At 42.5% G+C, this 19,149-nt stretch carries 15 protein-coding genes and 3 pseudogenes; 5 read left to right on the forward strand and 13 right to left on the reverse strand.

Features of this window, described 5'->3' with window-relative positions:
- Positions 1–168 precede the first annotated feature (168 nt).
- The 5 genes and pseudogenes from LC586_RS05440 to LC586_RS05460 form a co-directional block, all read right to left on the reverse strand.
- A complete protein-coding gene (locus LC586_RS05440; RefSeq protein WP_012411046.1) occupies positions 169–660 on the reverse strand; it encodes a YajQ family cyclic di-GMP-binding protein in 492 nt (163 codons plus the stop codon).
- Positions 661–797: 137 nt separating this feature from the next.
- Positions 798–1,220 (reverse strand): annotated as a pseudogene (locus LC586_RS05445) (MAPEG family protein).
- Positions 1,221–1,321: 101 nt separating this feature from the next.
- A complete protein-coding gene (locus tag LC586_RS05450) occupies positions 1,322–1,825 on the reverse strand; it encodes a DNA recombination-mediator protein A (protein ID WP_100902618.1) in 504 nt (167 codons plus the stop codon).
- Between the two features lie 84 nt (positions 1,826–1,909).
- A pseudogene (locus LC586_RS05455) lies at positions 1,910–1,993 on the reverse strand (PadR family transcriptional regulator); the annotation flags it as partial.
- 21 nt (positions 1,994–2,014) lie between these two features.
- Positions 2,015–3,163: an RNA-guided endonuclease InsQ/TnpB family protein gene (locus tag LC586_RS05460; RefSeq protein WP_229483533.1), complete on the reverse strand. Its 1,149-nt coding sequence runs from the start codon at positions 3,161–3,163 to the stop codon at positions 2,015–2,017.
- Between the two features lie 14 nt (positions 3,164–3,177).
- On the opposite strand from LC586_RS05460, the gene LC586_RS05465 reads away from it, so the two are divergent.
- Positions 3,178–3,348: a CopG family transcriptional regulator gene (locus LC586_RS05465; protein ID WP_229483534.1), complete on the forward strand. Its 171-nt coding sequence runs from the start codon at positions 3,178–3,180 to the stop codon at positions 3,346–3,348.
- A gap of 294 nt (positions 3,349–3,642) precedes the next feature.
- Here the strand turns inward: LC586_RS05465 and LC586_RS05470 are convergent, their stop codons facing one another.
- The 4 genes and pseudogenes from LC586_RS05470 to LC586_RS05490 form a co-directional block, all read right to left on the reverse strand.
- Positions 3,643–4,737, reverse strand: a complete 1,095-nt coding sequence (locus tag LC586_RS05470) for a phosphotransacetylase family protein (protein ID WP_229483535.1) — start codon at positions 4,735–4,737, stop codon at positions 3,643–3,645.
- 329 nt (positions 4,738–5,066) lie between these two features.
- Positions 5,067–5,814, reverse strand: a pseudogene (locus LC586_RS41065) (response regulator transcription factor); the annotation flags it as partial.
- Between the two features lie 143 nt (positions 5,815–5,957).
- Positions 5,958–6,458, reverse strand: coding sequence for a sterol desaturase family protein (locus LC586_RS05485; protein WP_229483538.1), 501 nt, complete (start codon positions 6,456–6,458; stop codon positions 5,958–5,960).
- Positions 6,459–7,160: 702 nt separating this feature from the next.
- Positions 7,161–7,340: a ribbon-helix-helix domain-containing protein gene (locus LC586_RS05490; RefSeq protein WP_069073736.1), complete on the reverse strand. Its 180-nt coding sequence runs from the start codon at positions 7,338–7,340 to the stop codon at positions 7,161–7,163.
- Positions 7,341–7,782: 442 nt separating this feature from the next.
- Here LC586_RS05490 and LC586_RS05495 point away from each other — a divergent pair, with 442 nt between their 5' ends.
- The gene (locus LC586_RS05495; RefSeq protein ID WP_229483539.1) at positions 7,783–11,304 is read left to right on the forward strand and encodes a WD40 domain-containing protein; all 3,522 of its coding nucleotides are present in this window, start codon (positions 7,783–7,785) and stop codon (positions 11,302–11,304) included.
- 266 nt (positions 11,305–11,570) lie between these two features.
- On the opposite strand, the gene LC586_RS05500 is transcribed toward LC586_RS05495, so the two are convergent.
- Entirely contained in the window at positions 11,571–11,792 is a 222-nt protein-coding gene (locus LC586_RS05500) for a hypothetical protein (RefSeq protein ID WP_229483541.1), read from the reverse strand.
- Positions 11,793–11,869: 77 nt separating this feature from the next.
- Positions 11,870–12,703, reverse strand: coding sequence for a hypothetical protein (locus tag LC586_RS05505; RefSeq protein ID WP_229483542.1), 834 nt, complete (start codon positions 12,701–12,703; stop codon positions 11,870–11,872).
- 669 nt (positions 12,704–13,372) lie between these two features.
- Here LC586_RS05505 and LC586_RS05510 point away from each other — a divergent pair.
- Together LC586_RS05510 and LC586_RS05515 are read left to right on the forward strand one after the other, a co-directional pair.
- Positions 13,373–14,074 (forward strand): haloacid dehalogenase type II, encoded by a 702-nt coding sequence (locus tag LC586_RS05510; protein ID WP_229483543.1) that lies wholly within the window; start codon positions 13,373–13,375, stop codon positions 14,072–14,074.
- Positions 14,075–14,335: 261 nt separating this feature from the next.
- A complete protein-coding gene (locus tag LC586_RS05515; protein ID WP_100902627.1) occupies positions 14,336–15,205 on the forward strand; it encodes a DUF5895 domain-containing protein in 870 nt (289 codons plus the stop codon).
- Between the two features lie 103 nt (positions 15,206–15,308).
- Here the strand turns inward: LC586_RS05515 and mltA are convergent, their stop codons facing one another.
- A complete protein-coding gene (mltA, locus tag LC586_RS05520) occupies positions 15,309–16,568 on the reverse strand; it encodes a murein transglycosylase A (protein WP_229483729.1) in 1,260 nt (419 codons plus the stop codon).
- Positions 16,569–16,571: 3 nt separating this feature from the next.
- A complete protein-coding gene (locus tag LC586_RS05525; protein WP_100902628.1) occupies positions 16,572–16,826 on the reverse strand; it encodes a hypothetical protein in 255 nt (84 codons plus the stop codon).
- Positions 16,827–17,391: 565 nt separating this feature from the next.
- Here LC586_RS05525 and LC586_RS05530 point away from each other — a divergent pair.
- A complete protein-coding gene (locus tag LC586_RS05530; protein ID WP_229483544.1) occupies positions 17,392–18,771 on the forward strand; it encodes a serine/threonine-protein kinase in 1,380 nt (459 codons plus the stop codon).
- Positions 18,772–19,149 lie beyond the last annotated feature (378 nt).

Raw genomic sequence — 19,149 nt, forward strand, 5'->3', positions numbered from 1 at the left:
GCAACTTATTCTTAAAACCCCACTTCCATTCCTCTCCCCGAAGCGGAGAGAGGCTTTAAGTCTTGCTCCCCTTCCCTAAGAGGGAAGGGGTTGGGGGTTAGGTTTGAGGGAAAGTTGCACACCGCGTAAAACTTAGTTTGGATAGGTAGTACCCACCATGCAAATCTGTTAACGATAGTTTGTAAATTGCAAAGCCACCGGGTAGTCTTCTTGTTTGAGGCGCTGCATGACTACTTGTAAGTCATCTTTAGATTTGGCAGAAACCCGCACAGCATCACCTTGAATTGAAGCTTGTACCTTTTTGAATTCGTCCCGAATCAATTTGGAAATTTGTTTGGCGATTTCCTGACTTATGCCTTTTTTGAGTTTGATTTCTTGACGCACGCGATTACCACTGGCTGATTCAACCTTGCCAAAATCAAAAATTTTCTGGGATAGGTTACGCTTGGCGGCTTTTTCCCGCAGAATGGTGTGTACAGAATCTAAGGTAAACTCGCTGTCAGTACTAACGTTAATGCTTTCTTCAACTAACTCGACAGTAGTTTCAGTGTCTTTGAGGTCGTAACGACCTTTGATGTCTCGTATAACTTGATCGACAGCGTTAACCAACTCTTGTCGATCAAAGTCGCTCACAATGTCAAAAGAAAAAGTAGAAGCCATAAAACATTTTGGATTTTAGATTTTGGACTTCGACTTCGCTCAGTCGAACGATTTTGGATTGGGAATTGCGGACAAGGGGAAAGACTTATTGCAAGTTCTCCTCCTACCCCCCCTGCTCCCCACTCCCCACTCCCCAATTAACTACTAGTTTGGATAATGCTCAATAAGATGAGAGTGCCAGAGCTAAGGATGCCAATGGCAAACATCAGCGAGCCTCTTTCAGAGGAGCTACGCTAACGCAAAAGGGGTATATTCAAAATATAAAAAATTGAGTATAGCAAACGAGCCACCACAAAGGCGATCGCAGCCACTTGTGCCTTAGTTGAATTTACACCAGTTACATAAGCCATCAATGCTGCTGCCGCAAACACCATAAACGCTTCAAAGGTGTTCTGATGTGCCCAAGTAGCTCGTTGGGCATAAGGTGGCAATTTATCAAACATAGCGCGAGGAGTAGAAAACATTTCATACCCAATACGCACACGGGCATAAGCTACTAGCAAAAATGGCACGTAAATTAGAACGGCAGCAGCAGCGATCGAGTACAAAAAAATTATCATTACTTATTAGTCGTTGGTTATTAGTCATCAGTCATCAGTCATCAGTCATTAGTCATTAGTCAAATAGAAAAGACAAATGACAAAAGACAAATGACAAATGACTAATCAAAGTAGAAGAGAGTCACTACTTTTCTTTGTTCTTCTGCATCTTGACAAGTTTGCAACAGGGTGCGACTGTCGTGAAACGCAAAGCAGATTAGTTGCTGGCAACGGGAGACAATCTCCTTGTTGCACAGGTAACTAGCTTCAGCAAGGGACAGAGTATCATTACTGGGATTTTCGACTAGATGCATTACCTGTTCTAGTTGCTGGCGCGATTCCAAAGGCTGGCGTTCCAGGCTTTGGGGTAGAATCACCGTCAACAAATTTGCATCAGCCCGGGTTGCTCCCTTGATGGCAGCTGAATTTGTACCTGTAGCACCAGAAGTAATGATTCGATTACCCGATAAAACTAGGGCGTATGTCATCATTTCAATAAGATTCTGATGCGTAATCGGGACATGACGAGAACCCAGCAAGGCAATTCTTTTAGAACCCGTTTGCTGGATTGTCGCTAGTTCTTGCGCTAATGTATCTAGGTTAATAAGGTCTGTTGATTGGCTCAAAGATGGAGATAATCAGATTAAACGACCCAGATATTCTACCAAACAGCGTGTAGATGCGAGGAAAACTTGAGTTAAACATTGCTACTAATTTTCGATTGTTTGGTTCAGTAACTCCCTTACTTGGTTACACCAGGCTAGCCAATGTGTTTCGTAACTAATGCCATTTAGGAGATTGACATACTCCCTGCCCTAGAAGTGCAGGGATTCTGGGCTGCTAACAGCGATTGCAGTCTCCGACCGTCTTACGTCGCCTAACCCAACCATTGATGCCCCAACGGTTTGAATATTCCTGGCTGCGTTGTCATCACGTCCATTCACAGATTGGCAACCAGGGCAGCGCCACTCTCTGACTGATAAATCCAGAGTTTCTAAAATGTGTCCGCAGCAGGAACAAGTTTTACTAGAAGGATACCACTGGTCAATATAGGCCACTTGCTTGCCTTTCTTTCTCGCTACCCATTCTAGGATATCCAGAAAATTAGAAAGCGCTAAATCACTAACCTTTCTCCCCCATAAACGCTTCATGCCCTTGAGGTTCAATGTCTCAAAGCACAACACATCAAATCTATTAGTTAAATCGTGCGCTAATTTCCAAAACCAATCAGTTCTGCGATTAGCTATGTCTTCCAGGGCGCGTGCTAGATTCTTCCTTGCTCGTTCTCTGTTGGACGAGCCTTTTAGCTTCTTAGAGTGATATCGATTCGCTCTCTTGATTGCATTGAGTGATTCTTTGAAAAATTGGGGTGATTCGATTTTAGAACCGTCCGAGCAGGTGAGGAATGTCTTAAGTCCAAAGTCAAACCCCGCTATCTTACTAGTCGTGAATTTGATTTCTGGTTCATCAATACCATCAACGACAACAACCATAAATAATTCACCCAATGGCGTGCGTTTAATAGTTAGCGTCTTAACTTTCCCCTGAATCTCTCTAGAGTTCCAGTACTGATAAACACGACTCCCAATCTTGACTCGACTACCACCTAGAAATTTATATCCTGCTTGCTTTAGAGTGAATGACTTATATTTCTTGACCTTCTTAAATCCTGGGGGTTTAACTCCTTTTTTGCTGTGTTTAAAAAATAGCTGGTAGGCTTTCTCAATGCGTTGACAAATATCTTGTACTGCTTGAGAACCTACTGATTGCCAAAACTCTTTGCGTTTCCGCAATTTGGCAATATGAGCTTGCAGTTTTGCACAGTTTAAATGTTTTACCCACATCCGATAATATCTTTTGTGGAGAGCAATACAATAGTTATAAATTACCCCAGCAGCATTAATTGATCGCTTGAGGTATCTCAAACGCTTGTGTTGGTACAACTTAAACTTTAATGTTTTCATGCTACTATAATATCATGATTTGGCGGCAATATGACGGCATGAAAAAGTTAACTGTGCGATGTTCTGATGAAGAATATAAGATACTTGTGGAGTACTGCACCCAAACAGACCGCACTCAAAATGATGTATTCAGAGAAATGATTCGGAAATTAAATAAAAGCCGTGCTAGAAGCACGGGGCTTTAAACCCACTTTTCCGGTAAAATACTGAAATTTGCCTGATTATAGCAGTTCTTGCGGATTCTGAAAGTAACACTGTTCTAAGTCTTTGTACGTAGACGATATGACTAGCAAAAATTTTAACTAGTAAAAAGGCTATTTACGGCAATATGCCTGTCTTTGGATTAGCTGCTGCAACTAAGCACATCCCAGCTATGGGCGGAAGGAAACAGCTCGCCGTCCCTTGGGAGGTGACGGTGAGCCAGCTAGCTGTACCCTTACCAGTAATACAGCCTCCTAACTGATAACTGAGCAATGAATCTAAGACAATGCCGCTGCGGGAGTTAAACCTAGTTTGGATAACAAGCGGTCAATGTCAAAATGCTCGGACATTAACTTGCGAATATACTGAACCTTAATCGGCTCGTGGACACGGACTTGACCAAAAGTGCGGTCAACAATTTCTACAGTAGTCAGGGTATCTAAATCAACAGACAAAATGGGGATTTCTAGTTCTTCAGCGCGACTGAGAATGAACGGTGGGGGTGGTAGTTGCCCGGTGAGAATTAAACATTGGGTAGAAGTTTCCAAAGCCGCTTGCTGAATTTCCACGCGATCGCCTCCTGTTACCACTGCCATATTCCGGCGTTTGCGGAAATACTTGACAGCAGAGTTGACATTCATCGCTCCAATTGCTAGACTTTCCACCAACAAATCCATGCGATCGTTGCGACAGAGAACATCAGCCTTTAACTGTTTGACCAGTTCGCCAACACTGACACTGCGGAGCAAATCGCTGTTGGGCAGCATTGCTAGCACCGGAATCCCCTGCTGTTCCAAAAATGGGCGCAAGAGAGTGTCAACTGCTTCTAGTTGGGTGAGAGGGATATCATTGATTACAACTCCAATCAAGCGATCGCCCACACGCCCTTTAGCAGCCAATAGCGACTCAACCGAAAGCAACGATTTATAGCGGGCTACTAACAACACACCAGCATCCAATACTTCAGCAATTTGCAGCAAAGACAAGTCAAACAAATTGCCTTCGGACAAATCACCAGGCCCCTCCAGTAACACCAAATCTCCTTGGGATTTATGCAAATATTGCTGTATTAAGGACTGCTGATAATCGGTTTTGTCTTCCCCTCGCAAGCGTTTTTGCACATTTAGTTCATCCAAAGCCAGCATTGTAGGTGCAACACGGTTTTCCGGCAAATTGAGGCTAAGAGCGATGAATTGGACATCTTCCTCAATTACGGTTCCACTGGACGAATTCAAACACGTACCAAGCGGTTTACCGAAGGTAATATCCAGTCCTTTTTGCTGTAGCTGATGAGACAAACCCAGAACAGTTGCAGATTTACCGCTGTAAGTCTCGGTTGATCCAATCAGCAAATATTTAGGGGATTTTGGCACACATGCACTCCTAATTTCAAAAGTCAGAAGAACCCAGCTAGGTGTTCCCTAATTCTAGTTCCTTCTGGCAAAAGCCTCTCGCTCTCACAAATTAAGGTTTCCCAGAATTACCTTCTGATTGAACAAGCAGGGGAGGCAGAGGAGGCAGAGGAGGCAGGGGAGGCAGGGGAGGCTTTTAAGGAAAGAGGGTTATCGTCAACAATTAGAATTTTTTGGGTCATAAGATTAGGAGGGAATGGGGAGTGGGGAGTGGGCTTGCCGTGAGCGAAGCCGAACGGGAGTGGGGCATTGGGTTAAACTAATTTTTGATCAATCCCCAGTCACAGCGATTACTGTTCGGACAGCATAATAAAAAATACATTTTCCAACTCTTTTTCAAACCATAGGGTTTTCACCAAATCGGCTTCTTGAGAGAAGATAGAATCGATGATGATCATGTCAGGTTTGGCTGACAGGGCTTTATGAATGCATTCTTGCGGCTCAGAGGCTTCAATCACGCTGTATCCCTGAGTTTGCAGTACATCTGATAGGGTTTTTAAGGCTGATGCATTTTTATCTACAACCAATACCTTTTTACTAGAAGTACCCTGGTAAAGCAGTGAGCCAATTTCGTTGAGGAGTTTCTCTGTGTTAATGGGCTTGGTTAGATAGCGATCAATGCCAATATGGTAGCCCCGTTCTTTGTTTTCAATAATTGACAGAATGATGATCGGTATATCTGCGGTATGGGGATCATTTTTGAGGACGGCTGCCACATCGAAGCCGTTGATTTGGGGCATCATAACGTCCAAAAGAATCAGATCGGGACGAGGCTGTTTTGATTTGATGAATTGCATTCATGCCGTCTTTCGCTTCCCGAACGTTGTAGCCTTCGTTTTCCAGTTGTTGACGGAGCAGTTCTCGAATGTTAGCGTCATCATCTACAACCAAGATGGTTTTACTGTTTTGGTTCAGCACAGGGTTTTTGGTGATGACGTGTTCTTTGAGTTGTTTGACTAGCGTATCCAGATTCAGATTAGCAATGGTTTTTTGATCGCTGGTGTATGTGGGAATGATAAATGAGAATACGCTGGAATGATTCAACATATCTAATAAACGTTGATTTTCAGCTTCCTGCTTTGCCAGAAAGGAGAGCAAAGTCGCAAGTAGAGTTGCCTGTTCTTCCCCAACAACCCAACCGATGATTTCTCCTGATACCTTTAGCTAAGCGGTAGCTTCACCTAGATCCGAGAGTAGCGAAAACGAAGTCTGAGTAGCCGAAGCCAGCGTAACCACACTTGTGCAGGTTGTTCAAAGAAGGTGAAAATATCACCGAAACCCAAATTAGTTTTGTGATGGTGCAACCAATGTCTCTCAGGAGTAGTAATAAATAGAATTTGGCATACAATATTGACAGGCTTTGGAGTTTGCCAACCCAGTACACTTATGTGTCTCCACCATACATGAAACTGACCAAGCAGTAATCCAGAGATAACGCCGATGGGAGAAAAAGACCACAAGACTAGTGCTATAAGTACATAAGGCAAAGCTCCCAAGATACCATCTAATAAAACCTGGGGATTAAAAGTCAAAATAGCGTAGTGGCAAAAGTCCTTCTTCCAGGAGTGGTGCGTTTTTAAATGTAGGCTACCAAAAACGTGCTCGGGTACGTGATAAAAGAATGTAGATAGAAAATCGCCAAAAAACAGTAATAACCAAGCAACAGCGATAGCCTCAAGCATTTGAACTCCTCAAGTAAGTTAAGAAAACTCCACAGAAAATATGCAAATTTTATGCTGTAGGCGTAGACACCTGATTTTCTATGATGCTTGCATCATCTGTGCATTTCATGGGTCTACACTCCAGTTAATTTGGCTCAGAGTATATGTAATTGGGTGAGTTGCAGTTTCATGAATCTACAATCCTTAATGCAGTAAACAGCAACTCGTAAGAACCTCCAATTTGGCTTTTAACTCTGGATTAATGGTTGCAGTACATCTAAATTACGATAGGAATACTGTATTTAACCATAGTTACTACATAATCTTCTTACTAAGGCATACAGCTTAAGCAAAGGTTAAGTTAAAATTAGTACAAATTTAGGTTAAGGCGTTATTCAGTATTATTAATACTAAGCTGATTGCAATTAAGCTTTAATTAAAAATCTAATCAGAACGATAGAAATAGGCATTCTGCCAAGATAAGGTGGGTTATCAAGGTGAAGAAAGCTGCTTGACAATTAAATTAAGAAGCGGCAAAATTTGGATCAACAACAGAATTCAAATAGCAAATATCCAGCCGTGAGGATCTAATCTATGATTACGGCTGTTGAGTTACTCTTGTCAGAGTAAATTTAAAAACCTTTATCCAAATCTGCAACCCCTTCTACTTTAGCCATGACTCTTCTAGACTGGGGCTTTTCAGACTTGGCATGAAAAGTCAGGTCAAGGCAAGGCTTGAATGAGTTCCCGAATTACATCTATTGCTGGTCTGCCTGTCTGTTCACAATACTTTTCAAGGTTCTGAGCTTCATCTGATGTCAAGTTTAAGGTAATTCGCTTAAGCGCCCTTTTTTTACTGGAGGTTGCCAAACGGGGAAATTTAAGCGCAGCAGTTTTATTCATTGATTGATAGGCTAGATATATACGAACTTTCTTTATCAAGCTTGCCAATTCAGAAACGTCTTTACCAGTGAAAATCAGGATTTTGAAATTGAACTTAAGCTCTACGCCCCAAACCTCTTACTGAAAATTGCAAGTATTAAATAACTAGCCTCACACGTAATGCCAGATTCATTACGTGTGGTGCAAGAAGCTTTCGGGTGAAGAGTTTATGTCAGCAATGCCTCACAGACAAGATTTTCTGTTGAGCGAGCGGTGTTGAATTACCGAAACGAGTGGATTGCCAAAGGTGGCTTGTATCAGTAAACATTTTGGCTATACACCTCTTTAAAATCCTCTGCAACATGAGATTATCCCTTTGTGATAGGTATCACCTCATATCTATAGCAACCTAGTAGATAATTCCTTTTAATCAAAGGTGATTACAGCAACAGTGAGTTAATACATGACTTTACAGAATTGGAGACGCAAGCGTGGCGTTGCACTTACTAAGAAGGGGTTACAAAAAATTAAGGAAGCAAAGCATCAGTCAGAAGCAAAGGAAAATTTTGGAAATAGGTATACTCTTGAAGAAATGAGTGCGCGTTCTGGGTTATATTCCGCTACCATCTCGAAAGTCTTGAATCAGGAAGGAGGAGTTGACAAACAGACTATTGAGAAGCTTTTTTCAGCTTTTAAGTTAAAAATAGATAAAAGCGACTATTCAAGCTCAAATACTCGTCTAGATTGGGGAGAAGCTATCTTTAACTCAGTTTTTTATGGACGTACAGAAGAACTTAGTACCCTAGAGCAATGGATTCTTAATGAACACTGTCAATTAGTCGCATTATTGGGAATAGGAGGGATTGGGAAAACAACCCTATCTGTAAAATTTGCTCAACAGATTCAGGACAACTTTGAGTATGTAATCTGGCGATCGCTACGAGAAGCTCCACCTGCTAAAATTATTCTAGGTAACTTAATCCAATTTTTATCTGACGAGCAGGAAACGGAAGCAAACTTACCAGAAAGCTTTAGCGAGAGGGTATCACGCCTACTCTATTATTTACAAAATCATCGCTGTTTGGTGATACTCGATAATGCAGAGTCAATTCTCCGCAGTGGGAGTCGAGCTGGACTTTATCGAGAAGGATATGAGGAATATGGTGAGCTTTTAAGACGGGTAGGAGAAGCAACTCACCAAAGCTGCTTAGTAATGACTAGTCGGGAAAAACCCAGAGAAGTGGCATTGCTAGAAGGACAAGCATTACCTGTTCGCTCTTTACCACTGAATGGTTTAAAGGTGGCAGAAGGGCAAGAAATCTTAAAACTCAAGGGGCTATCGGCGGCCGAGGATGAATGGAAAGTAATGATTGAACGCTATGCAGGCAATCCATTAGCCTTGAAGATAGTTGCCACAACCATTCAAGATGTTTTTGATGGTAATGTGACTGGATTTTTGCAACAAGACACATCTGTTTTTGGCGACATTCGTGATATTTTAGAGCAGCAGTTTGAGCGCTTGTCAGATTTAGAAAAGGAAATAATGTATTGGCTAGCGATTAATCGTGAGCCAATGGCGCTTCCAGAATTGCGAGATGATATTATATCACAAGTACCGCAAGCAAAACTAATGGAGGCTGTGGAATCTCTGGGAAGGCGATCGCTAGTTGAGAAAAGTGCAATAACTTTCACCCTACAACCTGTAGTCATAGAGTATGTAACTCAGGTATTCATAGAGCAAGTCTGTGAAGAGATTACAACTGAGAATATTGAACTTTTTAGATGCCACGCTCTGATCAAGGCGAGTGCGAAAGACTATATAAGAGAAGCTCAAATTCGCCTCATCCTCAAACCGGTTCTTGATGAGCTGCTCACTATATTGAGAAGTAAAAAAGGCATTGAAAATCGACTAGCTAAAATTTTAGTAAAGCTACGGGAAGAATCGCCGCAAGAACTAGGGTACACAGGTGGAAATATTCTTAATTTGCTTTGTCAACTACAGATAGATTTAAGGGGTCATGATTTTTCTGAACTAACGGTTTGGCAAGCGGACTTGCGGAATGTGAAATTGCACGATGTAAATTTCCAAAACGCTGATTTATCTAAGTCTGTCTTTGCTGAAGCCTTCGGTGGTATTTTGTCCGTAGCCTTTAGCCCCGACGGCAAACTTTTGGCTACGGGGGATAGCAATGGTGAGATTTGCTTACGAAATACTGCGGATGGCAAACAGATCCTCAACTGCAAGGGTCATACCAACTGGGTTGTATCACTTGCCTTCAATCCTGACGGTAGAACCCTTGCTAGCGGGAGTGCTGACTCTACTGTGAAATTGTGGGATGTCATTACAGGTCAATGCCTGCAAACCTTTTCGGAACACAATAATAGTGAGGTTTGGTCGGTAGCCTTTAGTCCAGATGGTAATATGCTAGTAAGTGGCAGTGATGACCATACAATAAGGCTATGGAGTGTTAGCACCACTAAATGTCTCAGAATTTTCCGGGGACATACAAGTTGGGTAATTTCTGCGGTCTTCCATCCGGATGGTCAGACGCTAGTGAGCGGCAGTGATGACAACACAATTAGATTGTGGGATGTCAGCACTGGCGAATGTATCAAAACTCTACAGGGGCATGATGATGGAATACGATCAATCACTATCAGTCCGGACGGTCAGACAATAGCGAGTAGCAGTGATGACCAGACAGTAAAGTTATGGGACTTTGACACTGGTGAATGCATTAAAACTCTACAAGGGCATCATGCTGCGGTCTGGTCAGTTGCCATTAATCCTCAAGGCAATATCATCGCTAGTGGCAGTTTCGACCACACAGTGAAGCTATGGAGCTTTAGCACTGGGCAATGTCTAAAAACCCTTCAAGGACATTCGGGTTGGGTATGCTCTGTCATCTTTAGTGTGAAAGGGGATCTTCTCGCCAGTGGCGGTGAAGACCAAACAGTGAAGCTATGGAACATTAATACTGGTCAATGTCTCAAAACTTTCAGTGGTTATACTAGCCAAGTTTGGTCAATTGCTTACAGTCCGGATGGTCAGACATTAGCAAGTAGTAGTCACGATCACACAGTGAGGTTATGGAATGTTAATACGAGTAAAACTTTGCAAATTTTCCAGGGGCATAGTGCTGCGGTTCGATCAGTTGCGTTTTGTCCAAAAGGGCAAACATTGGTAAGTGGCAGTGACGATAGAACAGTGAAGTTGTGGGATGTCAATACGGGTCAAGCTTTACAAACTTTCCTGGGACATCATGCTCTAGTATGGTCAGTTGTTTACAGCCCCGATGGTCAAACTTTAGCAAGTGGCAGTCACGACTGTACGGTGAAGTTGTGGGATGTCAATACGGGACAAGCCTTACAAACTTTCCAGGGGCATCGTGCTGCAATCCAGTCAGTTGCCTTTTGTCCTCAAGGGAACACAGTAGCCAGTGGTGCTTGGGATCAGACAGTCAAGTTGTGGGATGTCAGCACTGGTGAGTGTAAAGGAACGTTAGAAGGGCATACGAATTGGGTTTGGTCAATTGCTTTTAGCCCGAATGGTAAATTGCTGGCAAGCGCCAGCTATGACGGAACAATCCGGTTGTGGAATGTTAGTACTGGTGCTTGCCTCCAAACTTTCCGGGTTTGTGCAAATGGTATCGTTAAAGCAGTCGTCTTTAGTCGAAACGGTCAGATTATAGCTAGTAGCAGTCCCGATTACACAATTAAGTTATGGGACGTTGATACAGGTGAATGCAAAAGAACGTTACATGGACATTCAGCTTGGGTCTGGTCAATCGCTTTTAGCCCAGATAATCGAACTCTGGCTAGTAGTGGCGCTGATGGGACAATTCGACTTTGGGATATCAACACGGGCAAGTGCTTGAAAACTTTGAAGGCTAAGAAATTTTATGAAGGAATGAATATTAGGGGGGTTACGGGTTTAACTACTGCGACTATTGCTACTCTGAAAGGGTTGGGGGCAATTGCTTAGGAAAAACAGCCTCGGCAAGGAGTTATATAAAACCAGTAAAGATTTCACCGCTTGGAGGAACCTACAGCAATATATATTGAAACGTCAGGTCAGTAAACAGGAGGTTTTATCTGCCCAAAAGTGTCAATCCCTAACTGTTTAACTGTTACGGTATTTGAATCTAACTACCATCTGAGCTTCTTCAAACCCTTAGTAGAAGCTAAACAATTGAGGGATATCAACTAGTAACTCAAGCCTTATCATTAAAGTATGTAGATAAGCCGAAACTAGAAACCAGCCATAGGGATATCGCTTGCTAATCCTTTTGCGAATTCCTCAAACATGATTCTTTCCAACTCAAACTCCATGTCATCCAAAGTCTCTAAGCTGCTCTCGCTGAAGCTGCTAGCAGAATTATAAGGGCTGAAAGATTGCTGCTCGATAGCAGAATTATAAGAACTTAAAGATTGCTGCTCAATGGCTGTAGTTTTTGCTGTTGCTGTTTCCATTATCTTTTTTTAACTGTGCTAATTTGTACACTTTCTCAGTTGTCTTAAAAAAGTTGCGCTTGGCTGTTAGATCATTTCTAAGCTTTTAGCGGTTTTAACACATTCTGAATCTCCTCATCTGATATATAAGGTTCCTCAGGTGGGCTGAAGCGCAACAATGCAGCTTGATAACAAGCTTTCGCCACGCGAACACGTTCTTCACAAGTAAGACCAGCAATCATTGCAAGCGTTTCCTTGACGTGTTCCACCTCAGTGCTAACAGCACTGTGCGCGCGCAGGCAACGGGTAGCTGTGATACCTGGTGGTAGCAGTGCTTCCACGCTCTGGATGTAACCCATCCCTATACATATCCCTAAACGTTCCGCTGTATAAGAATAGCCCACGCAATCAATTGGATCTGATCCCTGAACGCTCTGGGTGAAGTAATCCAGCAACGCCTTTGCAGCCGGAGGAACAAGTGCTTGCACAACAGCTTCGGCTCTATATCCCATCGACTCAATATCCCGTAAAGCGAGTAAGTCGTGACCTGCCTCTTCTCTGGCTTTCTGTACAGCCCACTGTGCCAAACTCTGACGATCTGCTGAAGCGAAGCGCTCTTGGGCTTCCTCCATCAGTTGGGGTGTGGAATGGCACAAATGGTAAAAACCTGCAAGTCGCCATACCCAACGTGTAGGGGTTAGAGCTGGTGGTCTGCGCTCCGACTTCACTGCGTACCAAGCACATACTATTGCATTATTTAAAAGCTTTCGAGTTTCAGCTAAGGTGTCTGCATCAATCATCTTTTGAGTAAAGGAATAACCCATCCCCGGATGTTCGGGTTGATGTAACCAAGTCCGATTAGCAGTCTCCACAACTACTTCGTCAGACGAAATATGTGTTGATTCAGTATCAATTAAAAATTTATCACACATGGTTCATTATGTATTCCTATATCTTCCAGGAGCTTAAATACTACTTTTGCTACAAGATAGAGATGGAGATAGCTGGACTAAGCTATAGGGTGTAAATGCAATCATCATGAATTAGCTAGTATGTACCTTAAAATAAGGCTTTGAGATGTACATTATTGATGATAATGCAAAAATATACAGTTGTATGATTATTTTTCTAATATTATATAGTATACTTACGTATATATAATTACAGCTTGTACGTACCAACTATATCAAGTTTGCTACTTTACCTTATTTTTACACTCATCTTGCTTCAACGCCACTAATGCCCCAGTTAGGGGCACAAACTGCTTTAGAGTCTATCTTTCCCAAAATAGTCGTGTCTCTTCTTTTACTTGAAATTGAACGCCTAACTCCCCTTGCACGTAGTTGTGGTTTTGACATTCATACTCCAGGTGCAAGATGTGAGGTTTAGTTTTGTTGTGCAAATCTACTTACTTATATTCACACACTTTAGTCTTTTATTGTCTACCTACTTAAATGCTTTGATATAGAAGAAATGTTCAGAGGCTTTAAGAGCGGCAAATATGGCGATGCCTGCGGCGGGCTGCGCCAACGCAGATGGGTTTGCTCGTCTTTTGGTTTGTGAAAACTGAACATAATTAATCAAGACCTGGAGTATGAAAAATGACTGACTTTAATCAGTATAAGGCTTTAACTTTTGATTGTTACGGAACCCTAATCGATTGGGAGAACGGTATCTTAGGGGTGCTAAAGCCACTTCTGCTGGCACATAACACTAATTTGGATGACGCTCAAATTCTGGAACTGTTTGCTGAATTTGAAGCAGAACTGGAAAAAGGAGATTATTATATCAAATATCGGGAAGTTTTGAAGAGAGTAGTACAGAAATTTGGTGAACGATTTGGCTTTGAGCCAACTGCTGACGAACTAAATTCCCTTGCTGATTCGATTCAGCATTGGCTGCCTTTCCCTGATACAATTGAGGCACTTAAAACCCTCAAGCAAAAGTTTAAGCTGGTAATTATCTCAAATGTAGATGACGATCTCTTTGCTTTCTCAGCAAAGCACTTGCAGGTGGAATTTGACCAGATAATCACAGCAGAACAGGCAAAAAGCTACAAACCCTCCTTAAACAACTTCAGACTGGCTATTGAAAGAATTGATTTGCCGCTAGACCAGATATTACACGTTGCCGCTAGTGTATATCACGATATTGTTACAGCCAAATCTCTGGGACTATCAACAGTGTGGGTAAACCGTCGAGCAGTCCAAAAAAGACTTAATACCATAGGTTCAGCAATAAGTCAACCTAACTTAGAAGTGCCAGATTTAAAGACTCTCGCTGCTTTGAGTTCAGCGAAATAATACTGAGGAATAAGTGCTGAGTAGCTAGCACTGTTTGAATAAGGATCTGTTGTTACAAAACGAAACAGGGATTGCAACATAGATTGATTCTGTCTTAATCTGGAAAAACTACTACGCTAGTTTAACGGTATGTTTGCCCTTCTTTTGAGGGTGACGCGCAAGGGACGAGTAACGCTCGTACCAAAGCTCTGCTTCTGGCTCCCCAGAATCAGCGCTCTGCCGATAAACTTGTTCAAGAAAACACTTTGATAGCCTAAAACGATGAAAGCATCTGCTAATTTCGACTTTGAAGACGATAAATTTAATGCACCGCCTTCTCAAGTCCTTCCCTGGTGTCAGATGATTAATCCTCGATATGGCACAGATGGTATGCAATCCCACGGTTTGGCAATTAAGCTGGATAATGCCAATGCTGTCGGCTTTGTGCCAGATGATAATTGGCAGCAAGTGGAGCATGAATTTAGCTCTGGAGTCGAAACGGTCTTTATTACCACTACTCCACGCGTGGTTATAGTGCGTCGGGGGCCATTGTCTGTCAAAGACCGGGAAAGTGGTTTAAAACTGGGTACGCTCAAAGAGAATTATGATGCTTTTTTAGCCGACAAACTTAAATTTAAAACCTTTACTCGCTATCTAATTTTTATAGTGGGAGAGAATAAAAAGTTTTTACATGAATCACCACTACAACTAACTCTTAATGGTGCTGCCGGAGCGAGTTTCAGCAAAACCTACTGCGAATATCAACAAGGCAAAGTAGTTAGTGGATTCGTTGCTGAACTAGAAAAAGCTTATGCTGTTTATCGCAAGCAACCTTTGACACCAAAAGGGCCTTTATTCCACGCTCATGGGATTTTTTGCCCGATAATTGAGTGTGAAGAAAGAGGTATTGAACCAAATACAGTTCTCGTAGCTTCAACTGTAGACTACAAACATCCCACGGTAGGGACTTTAACACAATACTTAATTGCTTCCGATTCTCTTGAGTCTGCAATGATTTGTAAGACTTTTGAAGAATACAAAGATTTTGGGAAGGAACCTGTAAAATCAGAAACGCCTAAATTGGCAATGGCAGGAGTTTCCAACTCTTACGTTTATGCTGATGAAGATGATTTTGCTTATCCGCCGTATTAAAAAGAGTGAGGAGTGAGGAGTGAGGAGTGATGAGTTTTGAATTAATAACTCCTAACTCCTAACTCCTGTACAGACGCGATTAATCGCGTCTGTACTCCTAACTTTATTCTTTGAGCAGCAAATAATATAGTGAACCATTACCGCCAGTGACCCCAGCGCGATCGCCTGCTAGTTTACCAGACCCCATGAAATAATCTACCCGGCCCGGGCCTTTGATGGCGCTTCCTGTATCCTGGTCAAGCACAAAGCGGCTGACAGTACGCCTCTCTAGTTTGCCACCACTGGCAGCATAGGGAAATGAGTTGTAAATCAGCGCTAGCGCTCCCGGTGGCATGAGAGACTTATCTGTAGCAATGGAACGTTCTGCTGTTACTGGCACATGAATACTACCAGTAGCCGGTCTACCGCTTGTTTCTTGGAAAAAAATAAATCGTTCCCACCGGGGCAGATAATTGCTCAACTCTTGGGGTTTTCCCCGGAAATAACTAATCAGACGTGGCATTGTCAATCCTGCTAGTGGAAGTTTGCCATCTTTCGCTAGTTCTTTGCCGATACTAGTCCAAGGGTAATCAGTTCCACCTGCATAGCCAACTGATGTTGTTTTGCCATTAGTTAATTTAATTTGGGCAGAACCTTGGATATGTACCATGTATGCGTCTAGGCGATCGCGGAACCAAAGCAGTTCTAAACCGCGCAATTTGCTCTTATTCCCTTTTAAACCATCCTTCCCTTCCAAATCAATTCGTTTTGGGTGGGGTTTCGACCATTGGCTGAAATCAGGCGGTAGCCGATAAAGAGGATACTTATATATTGCAGTCCTGACACGGCTGGCGGTGTAAACAGGTTCGTAGTAAGCAGTGAACTTAACAGTACCCTTGCCATCGTTTCCCACAGACTGGTAAAAGACAAACTCTCGGCTGACAGCAGCTTGTAATTGCGCTGCTGACTGAGAACCGGTAACCAGTTGGCGGAAGCGTAGCAAACTCCGACGGACGCGATCAAGGGTAATTTCCTTCATCGGATAATTTTGATATGCTGCGATCGCCTCTTTCTTTGTTAGGTAAACCAAACTGTTATCAATAGAAGCCAACAGCGCGTTGCGATCGCCTACTTTACCCCTTTGACCCCAAATTTGCTCATCCCAACCTAAACAAGTCTTCTGGAGCGTACAATCGGTTCCGATAGCGATTGGTTTTAGCGGTGGCGTTATCTCAGGAGTAATTGGTACTGGCAGAGGTGGAAGATCAGGAGTTGTGGGTACTGGCAACGGCAGAAAGTTAGGAACCTGAGCAACAGCAGACCAGAGAGGGTTTACAAGGGCAATTCCCAGACTTAAGGAAAGCAAAGCAAGGGTTTTTCTCATCATTTAGTTGAATCTTTCAACACTGGAACTAAAAATTGGTTCTACCCGGATTGCCACGACCCGAGAAGGGCGTACTACCATATATTCCCCTTGAATATTTTTGATCGGCACGCTAATAAAGTCATTAGAAGCAGACTTTGGCACAAGTTCGCCACTATACCACTTCTGAAACTCTTGAATAGTAGGAAAACGTACTTCTTCCCGATGACCGCTTTCCAGTAGGAGGTATACGGCATATTCATTTGCAGTTCTAGCCATAAAGTTGAATTATTTAAAAAACATTCAACCCATTGTTAACCACGTAACCCCCGAATGAAAAGGGTAAGCATACGGGAGGTTGGAAGCAAGGGGGCAAGGGGCAGTTCTTGCTGTTCTTGCTGGCGAGAAGAGTTTCCCCTCTGCCTCTTTTCAATGCCCAATGCCCAATGACTCTTCACTCTAGACGCCTAATCTTTTAACCTGTTCCTTAATGTATGACGAATCCCCAATTTTTCTGGTAAGATATTGTGTGTCTTGACCACCAATGCCGTAAGCGAAAACCAAGCTAATTAGGTAAGTGTCGCAAGAGAAAGATTTGAGTCTTGGGAACCAGGACTTCTGCCCTTGGAGGGAATGTAAGACCAAAAAAACTACAGAGTTTTTGAGGCTATCCCCGATGAATTGGGAAGCTCGGACTTCAGCCGCAGGCAAGTCTGAGTAGTTCACAAGTATAATCCTCAAAAAAGCTTGAAATCTCAGCACTACCTACTTTCTGTCTCAAGAAACCTTACTAAAGCTGGTAGTTGTGCCAAGATTAATTTGAGGACTTAAGGCTTGTGACACAATGTTAGGACAATTATTAGACGGACGTTACCAAGTCCTCCAGGTGTTAGGTAAAGGGGGATTCGGTCAAACCTACATAGCCCAAGACACCCACCGGCCAGGATTCCCGAAATGCGTTGTCAAACACCTTAAGCCCGTCACTCGTAACCCTGAATTTCTCGAAACTGCCAGACGGTTATTTACCAGTGAAGCAGAAACACTAGAACAATTGGGTAATCATGACCAGATACCTCGGCTTTTAGCTTATTTTGAAGACAATCAAGAGTTCTTCTTGGTGCAAGAGTTCATTGAAGGGCATACTCTAAAAGCGGAACTGTTCCCCAATCAACCTTGGACAGAAGATCAAGTAATTCAACTTCTCCAAGAGATGTTGGATATTTTGCAATTTATTCACAGCCGCAACGTTATCCATCGAGATATCAAGCCGGACAATATAATCAGGCGACAACAAGATGGTAAGTTAGTGCTGATTGACTTTGGCGCAGTCAAACAAGTCCAAACTCAACTGCTTACAGTTCCAGGGCACACGGGGGCTACTATTGCCATTGGCACCCCAGGATATATGTCTACAGAACAGGGGCAAGGTAAGCCGCGCCCCAACAGCGATATTTATTCCTTGGGCATTATTGGTATTCAATCGCTAACGGGGTTACATCCTATAAACTTTGAGGAAGATCCAGATACAGGGGAAATTTCTTGGCAGCATCAGGCTAACGTCAGTTCTGAGTTGGCATCTGTGCTATCTAAGATGGTGCTACACCACTTTAAACAGCGCTATCAGTCTGCGGCTGAAGTTCTAAGGGTGCTTAAGCATCTCGATACTAAAGTAGAAGCGCAATCACTTCAACCACTATCTTTTACACAACCGCCTCAAGCTTCACTTTCTCAACAAAACTCAATTGGCTATCCGCCTAGTTTTATCCTGTCACCAGAAAATTACAGTCGGTTGGAAACAATTCTTTTGCAATTTGTCGGCCCCGTTGCCTCAAGATTATTACGACAGGTTGCAGCATCAGCGCCCAACTGTGAAGAATTAATTAGTCAATTGGCGCTTCATCTTCGAGGAAATCAACAAATTGATTTTAAGAAGAAAACAATGTTTTTACTAGATAAACCTACTTTACTACAAAAACTTACTGTTAAGTCTGAAATAAAGTCAAATAATTTATCAAGCCAAGAACCTCAAGTAATCAGCGATAGCTTTGTGCGTCAGTGCGAACGAGAGTTGACTGATTTAATTGGCCCAATAGCTACGTTCTTAGTCCAAAAAGCTCTTAGGTCTTCTGGGCAAGTTTCTCGTGCAGAATTTGTAAAAATTTTAGCATCACAAATTCCTGAAACTCAAAAAGCTTTGCAATTTCAGCAGCGCCTACTTTCTTGAATTTTTCAATTCTACCAATTTCAGAAAAAATGCGACAAATGCGTAGATTGGATTCTGCGTAAATCTTTCATAATTAGGACTAGCCCTTTCAAGGTGATTGGTAAAATCTCTTTTTTCTCTCTGCGCTCTCTGCGTCTGGAGCGGTTAAAAAGTAATTAATTTAACCTTATTAGGCGCAGAGAACACAGAGTAAAGAGATTAAGGAGGAATTTTTTGACCAAAATTTTTACCCACCTTGAAAGGGCTATAATTAGGACTTACGCATTGACAAGAAATACCAAATATGGATTAATACCATTTCTTTGTGAGGCTGCGCCAAACCCTTCTAACTTCTTTCTTTCTTTCTTTCTTTCTTTCTTTCTTTCTTTCTTTGTGTCC

It is taken from the genome of Nostoc favosum CHAB5714, assembly GCF_020829495.1.
In the GTDB taxonomy this organism is placed as follows: domain Bacteria; phylum Cyanobacteriota; class Cyanobacteriia; order Cyanobacteriales; family Nostocaceae; genus Nostoc; species Nostoc favosum.

Bases quoted from the DNA above. Each gene is read 5' to 3' on its own strand.
- LC586_RS05460 (WP_229483533.1), bottom strand. From the start codon at position 3,163: ATGAAAACATTAAAGTTTAAGTTGTACCAACACAAGCGTTTGAGATAC.
- mltA (WP_229483729.1), bottom strand. From the start codon at position 16,568: ATGAGAAAAACCCTTGCTTTGCTTTCCTTAAGTCTGGGAATTGCCCTT.
- LC586_RS05500 (WP_229483541.1), bottom strand. From the start codon at position 11,792: ATGGAAACAGCAACAGCAAAAACTACAGCCATTGAGCAGCAATCTTTA.
- LC586_RS05515 (WP_100902627.1), top strand. From the start codon at position 14,336: ATGAAAGCATCTGCTAATTTCGACTTTGAAGACGATAAATTTAATGCA.
- LC586_RS05525 (WP_100902628.1), bottom strand. From the start codon at position 16,826: ATGGCTAGAACTGCAAATGAATATGCCGTATACCTCCTACTGGAAAGC.
- LC586_RS05530 (WP_229483544.1), top strand. From the start codon at position 17,392: ATGTTAGGACAATTATTAGACGGACGTTACCAAGTCCTCCAGGTGTTA.
- LC586_RS05505 (WP_229483542.1), bottom strand. From the start codon at position 12,703: ATGTGTGATAAATTTTTAATTGATACTGAATCAACACATATTTCGTCT.
- LC586_RS05465 (WP_229483534.1), top strand. From the start codon at position 3,178: ATGATTTGGCGGCAATATGACGGCATGAAAAAGTTAACTGTGCGATGT.
- LC586_RS05440 (WP_012411046.1), bottom strand. From the start codon at position 660: ATGGCTTCTACTTTTTCTTTTGACATTGTGAGCGACTTTGATCGACAA.
- LC586_RS05495 (WP_229483539.1), top strand. From the start codon at position 7,783: ATGACTTTACAGAATTGGAGACGCAAGCGTGGCGTTGCACTTACTAAG.
- LC586_RS05490 (WP_069073736.1), bottom strand. From the start codon at position 7,340: ATGAATAAAACTGCTGCGCTTAAATTTCCCCGTTTGGCAACCTCCAGT.
- LC586_RS05510 (WP_229483543.1), top strand. From the start codon at position 13,373: ATGACTGACTTTAATCAGTATAAGGCTTTAACTTTTGATTGTTACGGA.
- LC586_RS05485 (WP_229483538.1), bottom strand. From the start codon at position 6,458: ATGCTTGAGGCTATCGCTGTTGCTTGGTTATTACTGTTTTTTGGCGAT.